The 13,403-nt window shown below is 70.8% G+C and carries 5 protein-coding genes and 2 pseudogenes; 3 read left to right on the top strand and 4 right to left on the bottom strand.

Annotated elements, in window-relative coordinates; genetic code table 11:
- Positions 1-71 precede the first annotated feature (71 nt).
- The 3 genes from M1E25_RS18890 to M1E25_RS18900 form a co-directional block, all read right to left on the bottom strand.
- Positions 72-998 carry a sugar ABC transporter permease gene (locus M1E25_RS18890; RefSeq protein ID WP_251417128.1) on the bottom strand — a complete coding sequence of 309 codons (927 nt, stop codon included), beginning with the start codon at positions 996-998 and terminating at the stop codon, positions 72-74.
- Positions 995-2,005: a carbohydrate ABC transporter permease gene (locus M1E25_RS18895; protein WP_372501091.1), complete on the bottom strand. Its 1,011-nt coding sequence runs from the start codon at positions 2,003-2,005 to the stop codon at positions 995-997. Before M1E25_RS18895 ends, M1E25_RS18890 begins: the two co-directional genes overlap by 4 nt.
- Before the next feature lie 151 nt (positions 2,006-2,156).
- Complete coding sequence (locus M1E25_RS18900) at positions 2,157-3,452, bottom strand: extracellular solute-binding protein (RefSeq protein ID WP_251417168.1); 1,296 nt, start codon at positions 3,450-3,452, stop codon at positions 2,157-2,159.
- A 337-nt stretch (positions 3,453-3,789) separates the two neighbouring features.
- Here M1E25_RS18900 and M1E25_RS18905 point away from each other — a divergent pair.
- Both M1E25_RS18905 and pulA read left to right on the top strand, forming a co-directional pair.
- Positions 3,790-5,181 (top strand): annotated as a pseudogene (locus M1E25_RS18905) (alpha-amylase); the annotation flags it as partial.
- 89 nt (positions 5,182-5,270) lie between these two features.
- Complete coding sequence (gene pulA, locus M1E25_RS18910; protein ID WP_285830922.1) at positions 5,271-10,619, top strand: pullulanase-type alpha-1,6-glucosidase; 5,349 nt, start codon at positions 5,271-5,273, stop codon at positions 10,617-10,619.
- Positions 10,620-10,719: 100 nt separating this feature from the next.
- Here the strand turns inward: pulA and M1E25_RS18915 are convergent, their stop codons facing one another.
- Positions 10,720-11,172, bottom strand: a complete 453-nt coding sequence (locus tag M1E25_RS18915) for a hypothetical protein (protein ID WP_251417133.1) — start codon at positions 11,170-11,172, stop codon at positions 10,720-10,722.
- Positions 11,173-11,323: 151 nt separating this feature from the next.
- Here M1E25_RS18915 and M1E25_RS18920 point away from each other — a divergent pair.
- Positions 11,324-13,403, top strand: a pseudogene (locus tag M1E25_RS18920) (cation-translocating P-type ATPase); the annotation flags it as partial.

The following is a 13,403-nucleotide window of genomic DNA, read 5'->3' on the forward strand; positions in this document are numbered from 1 at the left end:
ATGGGCCCCGGGTCGGGGCTTCAGGTGCGGTGGCTCGGCGCCCGCACGACGCGGGCGGGGTGGGGGAGCGGTCAGCCCTTGGTACCGCCCGCTGTGAGCCCGGAGACCAGGCCCTTCTGTGCGAAGAAGAAGACCAGTGCGGCCGGGATGGTGATGAGCACGGAGGCGGCCGTCATCGCGCCCCAGTTGCTGGTGTGCTGTCCCACGAAGGTCTGCAGGCCGGCGGCCAGGGTCTTGTTCTCGTCGGAGGAGATCAGCGCGGTGGCGTAGGCGACCTCGCCCCACGCCGTGATGAAGGCGTAGAAGCCGGTGACGGCCAGCCCCGGCCGGGCCAGTGGCAGAGCCAATCGGTAGAACGTGCCGAAGGGGGTGAGACCGTCGACCCTGCCCGCCTCGTCGATCTCGTGCGGGATGGTGTCGAAGTATCCCTTGAGCATCCAGGCGCAGAAGGGGACCGCCGTCGAGCAGTACGCCAGCACCAGGCCCGCGTGGCTGTCGACCAGCCTGAGGTCGCTGAAGATGTTGTAGATCGGCACGATCAGCACCGCGATGGGGAACATCTGGGTGATGAGGAAGACCCACATCAGCGGCTTCTGGCCGGGGAAACGCATCCGGGAGATCGCGTAGCCGGAGCTGGCCGCGATGAAGACGCCGAGCAGCGTGGTGAAGAACGCCACGATCAGCGAGTTGCCGAACCAGGTGAGGAACTCGGTGTCGCCCAGCACGTGGGCGTAGTTGGTGAGGTCCAGGCCGCCGGACAGGTTCCGGGGGTCCTTCCAGCCGTCGGCGCCGCGCAGCGAGATCCAGAGCACCCAGACCAGCGGGAAGACCGCGATGAGACATGCGGTGATCACGGTGAGGTGCAGGGCCACGGAGGCGCCGGTGCCGCGCTCGTCGCGGCCCCGTCGGCGTACGGGCGCCTCAGCGGCCGGCAGAGCGGCGGCCGGCGAGGGAACGGCGGCGGTGGCCGGCGCCGTCGGCGTGGTCGGTGCCTTCATCGGGCGTCCTCCTGGCGGATGAGCAGCCGTCGGTAGAACACGGCGAAGACGAGCAGCATGGAGAGGATGATCACGCCGTAGGTGGCGGACTGGGCGTAGTCGCGCACCGAGGAGAAGGCCAGGTCGAACGCGTACGTGGCGAGGATGTCGGTGTCGTCACCCGCGTTCTGGCCGATCACCAGGTAGATGATCGGGAACATGTTGAAGGTCCAGATGGTGCCGAGCAGGATCACCGTGGAGCTCACCGGGCGCAGCCCCGGGAGCGTCACGTGCCGGAACCGCTGCCAGGCCGTGGCGCCGTCCATCTCGGCGGCCTCGTGCAACTCCCGTGGGATGGACTGCAGTCCGCCGAGGAGGGCGACCATCATGAAGGGCACGCCGAGCCAGACGTTGACCGCGACGACGGAGACCTTCTGCATCAGCGGATCGCCGAGCCAGCTCACCGGCTCCATGCCGACCGAGGCGAGCAGGGTGTTGAACAGCCCGCCCTCGCTGTTGTACATCAGCCGCCAGGAGAAGGCGGCGACGAACGGCGGCACCGCCCAGGGCAGGATCAGCAGGATCCGGTAGAGACCCCGGAAGCGCAGGTCGCGGTTGAGCAGCAACGCCAGGCCGAGACCGATGGTGTAGTGGAAGAACACGCAACTCGCGGTCCACACCAGGGTCCAGAGCAGGCGCGGGTAGAACATCCCCTCCTCGCCGGAGAGGATGTTCCAGTAGTTGTCCAGGCCGAGGAACTTGTACGTGGCCGGGATGTGGTTGACCCCGTAGGTGCCGCCCATGTTGGCCTCGGTGGCGTCCGTCAGCGACAGGTAGACGCCCCGGACGAGCGGGTAGCCGACCAGCACGCCGAGAACGATCACCACCGGCACGACCATGGCCCAGGCGTACCAGTGCGCGTCGAACGAGCGCTTCAGACGTGCCGGAAGCCCGCGCCGCGGGCGCGGGTCCTCGGCGGGCCGGTCGGCCCGCTTCGCCCCCTGGGGCGGGACGGTGGCTGTGGTCATGGGATGCGGCTTCCTGGTGTCGTCACGCGCGGGCGGTCACCTCGCGCGGCGGGGGCGGCGTGCTGGGCCCGATCCGGCCGGCCGGGCGCGTGGGGCCGGGAGCCCCGCAGGGGAGCCCCGGCCCTCCGGCCGGCCGGATCGGAGTCACGCGTTACTGGACCGAGTAGTCCTTCAGGTACTTCTTCTTCCAGGCCTGCGCGGTGGCGTCCAGCCCCTCCTCGACGGTCACGCTGCCGCTGAGGATCTTGGCGTAGTTCTGCGCCAGGTCGGCGAAGAGGTCACCGGTGGCGGCATGCGCCGGGCGCGGCTTGGCGGAGTCCAGGGCGCCCTTGAAGGCGGCGCGCACCGGGTCGGCCGTCACCTTGTCGGTGTAGGCGGAGGTGCGGGTCGGCAGGGTGTTGTTCGCGACCGCGACCTTGGCCTGGTTCTCCGCCGAGTTCAGGAACCGGACGAAGAGGTACGAGGCGTCGACGTTCTTCGAGGCCGCGTAGACCGCGAGGTTGTGACCGCCCGTCGGGGCGCCGGAGCCCTTGGTGCCGCCCGGGATCGGGGCGATGCCGAGGTTGTCCTCGTTGCCCTTGAAGGCCGAGCCCTTGAGGATGTCGGCGGTCGCCCAGGGACCGTTGACGATCATCGCGAGCTTGCCGGACGCCATCTGCGCCTGCATGTTGTTGTAGCCCTCGGTGGTGTCGGGCTTGCCCGCCGCACCGGACTTGATGAGGCTCACGGCCTCCTTGACGCCCTTGACGGCCTCGGGCGAGTTGATCGTGATCTTCTTCTTGTCGACGTCGATCATGTCGGTGCCCTCGCCGTACAGGAACGGCCAGGCGAAGTACGAGTCCGGGTTGACGTAGGTCGCCTTGACGCCCTTGGCCTTGGACTCGATCTTCTTCGAGGCGGCCTCGATCTCGGCCCACGTCTTCGGCGGCTCCGTGATGCCGGCCTTCTTGAGGATCTCCTTGTTGTAGAGGAGCGCCAGGGTGTCGGTGACCTGCGGGACGGCGTACGTCTTGCCGTTCATCCTCGCGCCCTCGAGCGGGCCCTCGAGGTAGTCGTCGGCCTTGTCCAGGGCCGGGGTGCCGTCGAGCGGGGCGAGGTAGCCGAGCTGGGCGAAGCCCGGGGTCCAGCCGACCTCGGCGCGCAGCACGTCCGGCGCGCCCTTCTTCGCCTGCGCAGCGGTCTTGAACTTCTGCTGCGCCTGGTCGAACGGGACGGCGACCCGCTTCACGTCGATCTTCGGGTACTTCTTCTCGAAGTCGGCGACCAGCTTCTCGTACGCCGGGGCCTCGGCCTCGTTGGAGGTGTCCCACCACGTGATGCTGCCGGAGACGCTGCCGGGGTCCTTCGCGGCCTTCGAACCACCGTTGCCGGTGTCGTTGCCGCCGCACGCCGTCGCCGTCAGAGCCAGCACGCCGGCCACAGCGGCGACCGATATGCCTCGTCGCATATTGATCTCCTCGAGGAAAGTGGCCCGGTCGTCCTTCCGCGCGTTCACGGACCGGGGGATGCCGCCTTTCCGAGGCGGCCCGGGCTGACCAGGAACGTAACAGGCTTGCAAGGTTTTGCGAAAGTACTTGCAGGGCAGAAGTGGCCGCGTTTCCCAGCTGTTACCTGTCCGTGTCCACACCCTTGACCCCGGTCTCCGGGGCTCGTACGGTCTGGTCGCGACAGTTCGATGATGTCTTGCTGCAAGAACTGTCATTCCTCCAACGGCCTTACGGGCATGGCGCGTTGTCTCACGAGGCTGCTCCGTCATCCGCACCTCCCTCCCCACAGGAGGCACCATGTCCCGCACCTCACGCACCGCGCTCGGTGCTGCTCTCGCCCTCGTGGCAGGCGCGGCCGGGGTCCTGGCCGCACCCGGCGCTCCACGGGCCGAGGCCGCCCCGCCCGGAACCAAGGACGTCACCGCCGTCCTCTTCGAGTGGCGCTTCGACTCCGTCGCCCGCGAGTGCCAGACCACCCTCGGCCCGGCCGGCTACGGCTACGTCCAGGTCTCGCCGCCCCAGGAACACATCCAGGGCAGTCAGTGGTGGACGTCGTACCAGCCGGTCAGCTACAGGATCGCCGGACGGCTCGGCGACCGCACCGCCTTCAAGAACATGATCGACACCTGCCACGCCGCGGGCGTGAAGGTCGTCGCCGACACCGTCATCAACCACATGTCGGCCGGTTCGGGCACCGGCACCGGCGGCTCGTCGTACAGTAAGTACGACTACCCCGGCACCTACAGCGGCTGGGACATGGACGACTGCCGGTCCTCGATCAGCAACTACCAGGACCGTGCCAACGTGCAGAACTGCGAGCTCGTCGGTCTCGCGGATCTGGACACCGGCGAGGAGTACGTCCGCACGCGCATCGCCCAGTACATGAACGACCTGCTCTCCCTCGGCGTCGACGGCTTCCGTATCGACGCGGCCAAGCACATGCCGACGAACGACCTCGCCGCCGTCAAGTCCAAGCTCAGCAACCCGAACGCCTACTGGAAGCAGGAGGCCATCTTCGGCTCCGGCGAGGCGGTCTCCCCCAGCGAGTACCTCCAGAACGGCGACGTCCAGGAGTTCCGCTACGCCCGCGACCTCAAACGCGTCTTCCAGAACGAGAAACTCGCCTACCTGGCCAACTACGGCGAGGGCTGGGGCTACATGGCCTCCGGCCAGTCGGCCGTGTTCGTCGACAACCACGACACCGAGCGCGGCGGCGACACCCTCAACTACAAGAACGGCGCCGACTACACGCTCGCCAACGTCTTCATGCTGGCCTGGCCGTACGGCTCCCCGGACATCAACTCCGGCTACGAGTGGTCCGACAGGGACGCCGGCCCGCCGAACGGCGGTACCGTCAACGCCTGCTGGCAGGACGGCTGGAAGTGCCAGCACAAGTGGCCGGAGATCCAGAGCATGGTCGCCTTCCGCAACACCGTGCGCGGCACCGGCGTCACCAACTGGTGGGACAACGGCAACGACGCCATCGCCTTCGGCCGTGGCGACAAGGGCTTCGTGGCCGTCAACCACGAGACCTCCACCGTCTCGCGCACCTACCAGACCTCCCTGCCCGCCGGCGGATACTGCGACGTCCAGAGCCGTACCCCGGTGACGGTCGACAGCTCCGGCCGGTTCACCGCATCCCTCGCGCCCAACACCGCGCTCGCCCTGCACACCGGGGCGCGCACCTGCTGAACCGCCTTGACGCCGGCCCTCCGCCCGGCGGTCGCACCGGCCGCCGGGCGGAACCCCGTCCTCGTACCTCCCGAAGGAGCCCCGCCTTGACCGGCCCCTCCCGCCACCCGCTCCGCAGACCCGCGGCAGCGGTGGCCACCGCGGTGGCGACGGCGCTGCTCGCAGCGCTCGTCCCCGCCCTGGCCGCGCCCGCCTACGCGGCGCCGCCGCCCCCGCCGTCGGACCGGGCGCTGGCCGCCGAGCCGGCCCGCCACGACCTGACGCGCGAGCAGTTCTACTTCGTTCTGCCGGACCGTTTCGCCAACGGCTCCACCGCCAACGACCGGGGCGGGCTGACCGGCGGGCGGCTCGAGACCGGGTTCGACCCGGAGGACAAGGGCTTCTACCAGGGCGGCGACCTCAAGGGGATCACCGAGAAGCTCGACTACATCAAAGGCCTGGGCACCACCGCCATCTGGATGGCGCCGATCTTCAAGAACAAGCCGGTCCAGGGCGAGGGCTCCGGGGGAGCATCGGCCGGCTACCACGGTTACTGGATCACCGACTTCACCCAGGTCGACCCGCACTTCGGCACCAACGCCGAACTCGAGAAGCTGATCGACAAGGCCCACGCCAAGGGCATGAAGGTCTTCTTCGACGTCATCACCAACCACACCGCCGACACCGTCGACTACGCCGAGAAGAAGTACGGCTACCGCTCCAAGGGCGCCCACCCCTACCTCGACCGCGACGGACGGCCCTTCGACGACCGGGACGGGATGCGACCCGTCGACGAGGACTCCTTCCCGTACACCCCGAGGGTGCGGGCCCGCGAGAAGACCCCGGCCTGGCTCAACGACCCGACGATGTACCACAACCGGGGCGACTCCACCTTCGCCGGCGAGAGCTCCGAGTACGGCGACTTCGTCGGCCTGGACGACCTGTGGACCGAACGCCCCGAGGTCGTCGAGGGCATGGAGAAGATCTACCAGCGCTGGGTGCGCGACTTCGACATCGACGGCTTCCGCATCGACACCGTCAAGCACGTCGACATGGACTTCTGGACCCAGTGGGCCACCACCCTCGACGCCTACGCGGCGAAGCAGGGCCGCGACGACTTCTTCATGTTCGGCGAGGTCTACGCCGCCGACCCGAAGATCACCTCGCCCTATGTCACGCAGGGCCGGCTGGACTCCACGCTCGACTTCCCCTTCCAGGACGCGGCCCGCGCCTACGCCTCCCGGAGCGCGTCGGCCGGGAAGCTCGCCTCCGTCTACGGCCAGGACTACCGCTACACCACCGACAAGGCCAACGCCTACGAGCAGGTGTCCTTCCTCGGCAACCACGACATGGGCCGCATCGGCACCTTCCTGAAGCAGGACAACCCGAAGGCCGACGACACCGAACTGCTGCGCCGCGCGAAGCTGGCGAACGCGCTGATGTTCCTCGGCCGGGGCAACCCCGTCGTCTACTACGGCGACGAACAGGGCTTCACCGGCGCCGGAGGCGACAAGGACGCCCGCCAGACCCTGTTCGCGTCGAAGACGGCCGACTACCTCGACGACGACCAGCTCGGCACCGACCGCACCCATGCGAGCGACGCCTACGACACCTCGCACCCCCTCTACCGGTCGATCGCCGGACTCTCCCGGCTCACCGGGGCCCACCCCGCCCTGCGAGACGGGATCCAGCAGGAGCGGTACGCGGCGGACGGCGAGGGCGTCTACGCCTTCACCCGGACCGATGCGAAGCAGCGGGTCGAGTACCTGGTCGCGGTGAACAACGCCACCGAGGCCAAGTCCGTCGACGTGCCGGTCGGTTCGGCCGCCGGGACCGCCTTCGAGGGCCTCTACGGAGACGAGGGCACCGTACGCGCCGGAGCCGACCGCAAGGTCACGGTCGAGGTGCCCGCCCTGTCGGCCGTGGTGCTCAAGGCCGGCAAGCGCCTGCCGGAGCCGTCGGTGAAGCCGTCGATCGAGGTGAAGGCCCCGGAGGCGGGAGCCACCGGGACCGTCGAGATCGCGGCCGACGTGGACGGCGGCGGTCTGAACCGCGTCGTCTTCGCCGCCCAGACCGGCAACGGCCCCTGGCGGGTGCTCGGCTCGGCCGACCACGCCCCCTACAAGGTCACCCAGCACCTGCCCGACCGGGTCCGGGCCGGAACGCCCCTGCGCTACAAGGCGGTCGTCGTCGACAGCGCCGGCCGCAGGGCGGGCGCTCTCGCCTCGTCCACCGCCGGCCAGGCCCCCGAGCCCGAGAAGCCCTCGGCCGTACAGCGCGACTACGCGGTCGTCCACTACCAGCGCCCGGACGGCGACTACGAAGGCTGGCAGCTCAAGTCCGGCGACACCGCCGCCGCCTTCATCGGCCGCGACGCCTACGGCGCCTTCGCCTGGGTCAAGCTCGGCGAGGACGCCACGGAACTGCCGTTCACCGTGGAGAAGAACGGCACCGCCGACGGACCGCAGCGCACCGTCAACCTCGCCCGGACCGGCGAGGTGTGGATCGAGCAGGGCAAGGACGGCCTCGAGCAGACGAAGCCCGACGGCGCCTACCCGCCGCAGGACGAGAAGAAGGCAGTCCTGCACTACCACCGGGCCGACGGCGACTACGACGGCTGGGGCCTGCACACCTGGACCGGCGCTGCCGAACCCACCGACTGGAACAAGCCGCTCCAGCCGGTGAAGCAGGACGCGTACGGCGTCACCTTCGAGGTTCCCCTCGCCGAGGGCGCCACCTCGCTCAGCTACATCCTCCACAAGGGCGACGAGAAGGACCTGCCCTCCGACCAGTCGCTGGACCTCGCCACCCACGGCCACGAGGTCTGGATGCTCGCCGGACAGCAGCCGTACCTGCTGCCGCAGACCGGCGGCGCGCCCGACCTCGACCTGGAGAAGGCCGAGGCCCAGTGGATCGACCGCGACACCGTCGTCTGGAAGGTGAAGGCCACCGAGGCCACCAGTCAGCAACTCGTGTACGCCTCCGAGGGCGGCATCACCGTCGAGGACGGCGCGCTGTCCGACGAGGGCCACTGGCTGCGGCTGAACCCCGGCTCGCTCACCGACGCGCAGAAGGCGAAGTACCCGCACCTGAAGGACCGTCCGGCCTTCACCGTCGACCCGCGCGACCGCGACCGGGTGCGTGCCGCGCTGCGCGGCCAGGTCATCGCCACCCAGCGCGCGGCTTCGGGCGCGCTGACGGCCGCCACCGGCGTGCAGATCCCCGGTGCACTCGACGACCTCTACGCAAAGCAGGCGGCCGGCGCGGACCTCGGCCCGGTCTTCTCGAAGGGCCGGCCCACGCTCTCCGTGTGGGCCCCCACCGCCCGCAAGGTCGCGCTCGAACTCGACGGCCGCACCGTGCCGATGAGACGTGACGACGGCAGCGGGGTGTGGAGTGTCACCGGTGCGCGGAGCTGGTCCGGCAAGCCGTACCGCTACGCCGTCACCGTATGGGCGCCGTCGGTGCAGAAGCTCGTCACCAACAAGGTCACCGACCCCTACTCGACCGCGCTGACCGCCGACTCGAAGCGCAGCCTGGTCACCGACCTGGAGGACCCGAGGCTGGCCCCGAAGGGGTGGGACCGGCTGCGCAAGCCGAAGGCGACGCCGTTGCGGAACGCCCAGATCCAGGAACTGCACATTCGCGACTTCTCGATCGCCGACCGGACGTCGAAGCACCCCGGGCAGTACCTGGCCTTCACCGACCGCGGCTCGGACGGCATGCGGCACCTGACGTCCCTGGCCCGCGCAGGCACCTCGTACGTCCACCTGCTGCCCGCCTTCGACATCGGGACCGTCCCGGAGCGCAAGCAGGACCAGGCCACCCCGGACTGCGACCTCGCCTCGTACGCCCCCGACTCCGGGAAGCAGCAGGAGTGCGTGGGCAAGGCGGCCGCGAAGGACGGCTTCAACTGGGGCTACGACCCGTTCCACTACACGGTCCCCGAGGGCAGCTACGCCAGTGACCCCGACGGCCCGCGCCGCACGGTCGAGTTCCGGCGGATGGTCCAGGGGCTGAACGGCGCCGGGCTGCGCACCGTCATGGACGTCGTCTACAACCACACCGTGGCCGGCGGGCAGGACGGCAAGTCCGTCCTGGACCGGATCGTGCCGGGCTACTACCAGCGGCTGCTGGACGACGGCTCCGTCGCCACGTCCACCTGCTGCGCCAACACCGCGCCCGAGCACACCATGATGGGCAAGCTCGTCGTCGACTCGGTGGTCACCTGGGCCAAGGAGTACAAGGTCGACGGGTTCCGCTTCGACCTGATGGGCCACCACCCGAAAGCCAACATGCTCGCCGTCCGCAAGGCCCTCGACGGGCTCACGCCCGCCGAGGACGGAGTCGACGGCAAGAAGATCGTCCTCTACGGCGAGGGCTGGAACTTCGGCGAGGTCGCCGACGACGCCCGGTTCGAGCAGGCGACCCAGAAGAACATGGCGGGCACCGGCATCGCCACGTTCAGCGACCGGGCCCGCGACGCGGTGCGCGGCGGAGGCCCCTTCGACGAGGACCCCGGCATCCAGGGCTTCGGGTCCGGACTGTTCACCGACCCCAACGGGTCGGAGAACAACGGAAGCCCGGCCCAGCAGAAGGCCCGGCTGATGCACTACCAGGACCTCATCAAGGTCGGGCTGAGCGGCAACCTCGCCGACTACACCTTCACCGACTCGTCGGGGAAGAAGGTGCGCGGCGCGGACGTCGACTACAACGGGTCGCCCGCCGGGTACGCGAAGGCGCCGGGCGACGCCCTGGCCTACGCGGACGCGCACGACAACGAATCGCTGTACGACGCGCTCGCGTTCAAGCTCCCGCGGAAGACCTCGGCGGCCGACCGCGGCCGGATGCAGGTCCTCTCCATGGCGACCGCGGCGCTCTCGCAGGGCCCGGCGCTCTCCCAGGCCGGCTCGGACCTGCTGCGATCCAAGTCGCTGGACCGCAACTCCTACGACAGCGGCGACTGGTTCAACGCCCTGCACTGGAGTTGCGCCGACGGCAACGGGTTCGGGCGCGGACTGCCCCCCGCCGCGGACAACAAGGCCAAGTGGCCGTTCGCGAAGCCGCTGCTGGCGGATGCCGCGCTGAAGCCCGGCTGCCGGGAGATCCGGGGCGCCTCGGCCGCGTACCGGGACCTGCTGCGGATCCGCAGCACGGAGAAGGCGTTCGGCCTCGCCTCCGCCGGTGAGGTCCAGTCGGCGCTGTCGTTCCCGCTGTCGGGGAAGGCGGAGACACCGGGCGTCGTCACCATGCGACTCGGCGCGCTCGTGGTCGTCTTCAACGCGAGCCCCGAGCGGCAGGAGCAGCGGGTCCCGGACCTCGCCGGTACGGCGTACGCCCTGCACGAGGTCCAGGCGAAGGGCGCGGACGAGACAGTCCGCAGGTCCTCGTACGACAAGTCATCCGGGACGTTCACCGTCCCGGCCCGTACGGTCGCGGTCTTCGAGCGCGGCTGACGGTCCCGGCATTCCAGCGGACCGCCGCGCGAGGCCCGTCCCCGACCCAGGGGGCGGGTCTCGGCCGTTCCCGGGGTCGGGCGGCGTCGGGACCGGGGGCTCAGTTCGCGGCGGCCCGCTCGGCCGGGGCCGGGCCCAGTGCCCCGCCGCGGCGCAGCACCGCGTAGCCGATGCCGATGCCCACGGCCACCGGCCACTCCAGGATCCCGGCCAGGCCCAGTGCCCCCAGACCGGCATACAACGGCAGTCCGCCCTTGGCGGGCAGCACCCGCTGGACCGTCGCGATCGGCATGGTGACGGCCTTCTCGGCGGCGTGCGCGGCGCGGTCGAGGGGGATGGTGATGGTGACGTCGTGCTCGCCCGCCTCGTGCCGGGAGCCGTCGGCGGCCTTGGCTCCGGCTTTCCCGGCGCCGGCCTTCTTGGTGTTCGCCTTCTTCGTCGTCCCGGCGGCAGCCTTGGTGTCGGAGCCTCCCTTGCCCTTCGCGGCTGGTCCGCTCGGCGGCTTCGACGCCTTCTTCCGGGTGCTCTTCGCGGACGCGGCGGGAGTACTCACGATGCCTCCTCCTGATGGCCGTACCGTTTGCATGCTCGTATTTCGATTCGACCAATGATGGACGGGTTTGTCGATCCGGGGGTGGCGTGATCCCCCGTACGGAGGCGGCATGACGGTCCCCGTGACGGCTGACCGGAGAGGAGATCGCCCCGTGCCGGACACCCCGACGGCCGCGCCCACCGCCGGCACCGCCCCCGCCACGGGGCCGTCGATCGCCGGGGCGGTGCTCGGGGCCGTCGGAGTGACGGCGGCGCTCGTCGGACGACCGTTGCGAAGCGTGGCAGCCGCCTGGGCCGACGGGGTGGAAAACGCTGCGGGTGCCGTCGGCCGCACCGGCCGGCACGCCGTTCACCGTGCCGAGGGCCTCACGGACTCCGTCACAGCGCTGTTCGATGCCGGCGAAAACCGGGCCAGGCGGCGGATGTGGTCGCGTCCCGGGCGGGCGCACATCGAAGTGCGCGGGCTGACCGGCCACGGGGACCGGCACCGGCGGCTGGCGCGCGGCGTGACGGAGGCGCTGCGCGACCTGGAGGGCGTCCGCTGGGCCGAGGTCAACGCTGTCCTGGGGCAGGTGGTCGTCGACGCCGACGAGGAAGGCTTCGACCTCGAGGGCCTGCTGGACGTGGTGGAAACGGTCGAAGAGGAGCACGGCACCCACCACGAGTCCTTCGCCGGCAGGCGCCCGCCCCACCCGTTCGATCCCACCCCCGCCGTGCTCGCGTCCGCGTCACTCGTCGCGGACTGCCTGGGCCTCGCCCTGTCGGCGGCCCGGCGCGTGACCCCGGTGCGGGTGTTCTCCCCGGCTCTGCGCGTCCCGCTGGTCGTCGCCGAGGCCCAGCCCCGCATCCGGCGCTACCTCGGGGAGCAACTCGGCCGTCCGCACGCCGACATGGTGCTCGGGGTGGCCCACGCGGTGACGCACGCCGTGACCGACGGGGCGACCCCCCTCGCGCTGGACGCCCTGCAACGCCTGCTGCAACTCGCCGAGATCCGGACCCGGCAGCAGGTGTGGGAGCGGCGCGAGGACGAACTCGTGCGGGCCGGCGAACTGCCGGAGCACGCGCCGGACCGGCTCGAACGCCCCGTCCCGCTGCCGAAGGGGCCGGTCGAGAAATGCGGCGACCGGACCTCGCTGGCCGCCCTGATCGGGGCCGGAGGCCTGCTTGCCTGGGCCCGCAGGACCGACCGCGCGGCCGACGTGATGCTGGCTACCGTCCCCAAGGCCGCCGGGGCGGGCCGGGAGGCGTTCGTCTCCTGGCTGGCGCGGGGTCTGGCCCGTGGCGGTGCCATTCCGATGAACCCCTCGGCGCTGCGGACGCTGGACCGCGTCTCCGCCGTCGTCATCGACTCGGGGATCCTGTGCGCTCCACGGCCCCTGCTGGAGTCCGTCACCGCACGGGACGGGCTCGACGATGCCGAGGCATGGAGTGCTGCCCATGCGGTGCTCTCCGGCCGCTCCGTCGCCGACCTGGCCCACGAGGGCCCGTGGGAGAACAGCGAGTGGGGGCTGCGGCGGCCTCACGGCGCGCCGATCATCCGGCCGGACGATCCGGGCGGCCTCGTGCTTGAGCTGTATGCGGTCGCGGACGGAAGGCCGCGGGCGAGCACCGTGGTCTGTTGTGAGCTCGACCCGCTGGCGGACGCCGTGGTGTCCGCGGCCCGTTCGGGGTCCCGTCGGCTGGTGCTCACGGAGCACACGAGCGCGGGCGAACTCCTGGCGTGGGCGCACCGCACGCTCCCGGACACCGCATCGATGACCGCGGAGGTGCGGAACCTGCAGGCCGAGGGGGGCTGTGTGTTGCTGATCGCCCGTCACGACCACGCGTTGGCCGCCGCCGATCTCGGCGTCTCCGTCCTGGCGCGGTCCGGGATCGGTGATGACGGGGCCGGCTGGGCCGCCGACCTGATCTGCGGGCCGGGCCTGGAACAGGTCTGGCGCGTGCTGCACGCCGTGGACGAGGCGCGCCGGGTCAGCTGCCGGTCGGTGCAGCTGTCCCTCGGCGGCTCGGCCCTCGGTGCTCTGCTCGCCGTCTCGCGCACCGGGCGGAAAGTCGGAGGACACACCACGTCGCCGGTGTACGGCGCCGCGTTCCTCGCCCTGCTCAGCGGGATCGGCTCCGCCCGCCGGGTGCACCGCAGGAAGCCGCCGCCCGCCCGCGTTCGCGGCGCCTGGCACGCCCTGGGCGCGCGGGAGACCGTGGGCCGCCTGCACGCCCTGCGCGGGCCCGGAC

It is taken from the genome of Streptomyces meridianus, assembly GCF_023703325.1.
GTDB classification, from domain to species: domain Bacteria; phylum Actinomycetota; class Actinomycetes; order Streptomycetales; family Streptomycetaceae; genus Streptomyces; species Streptomyces meridianus.

What these genes read in the sequence shown, in the direction of transcription:
- M1E25_RS18895 (WP_372501091.1), bottom strand. Translation starts at nt 2,005, where the DNA reads ATGACCACAGCCACCGTCCCGCCCCAGGGGGCGAAGCGGGCCGACCGG.
- M1E25_RS18900 (WP_251417168.1), bottom strand. Translation starts at nt 3,452, where the DNA reads ATGCGACGAGGCATATCGGTCGCCGCTGTGGCCGGCGTGCTGGCTCTG.
- M1E25_RS18890 (WP_251417128.1), bottom strand. Translation starts at nt 998, where the DNA reads ATGAAGGCACCGACCACGCCGACGGCGCCGGCCACCGCCGCCGTTCCC.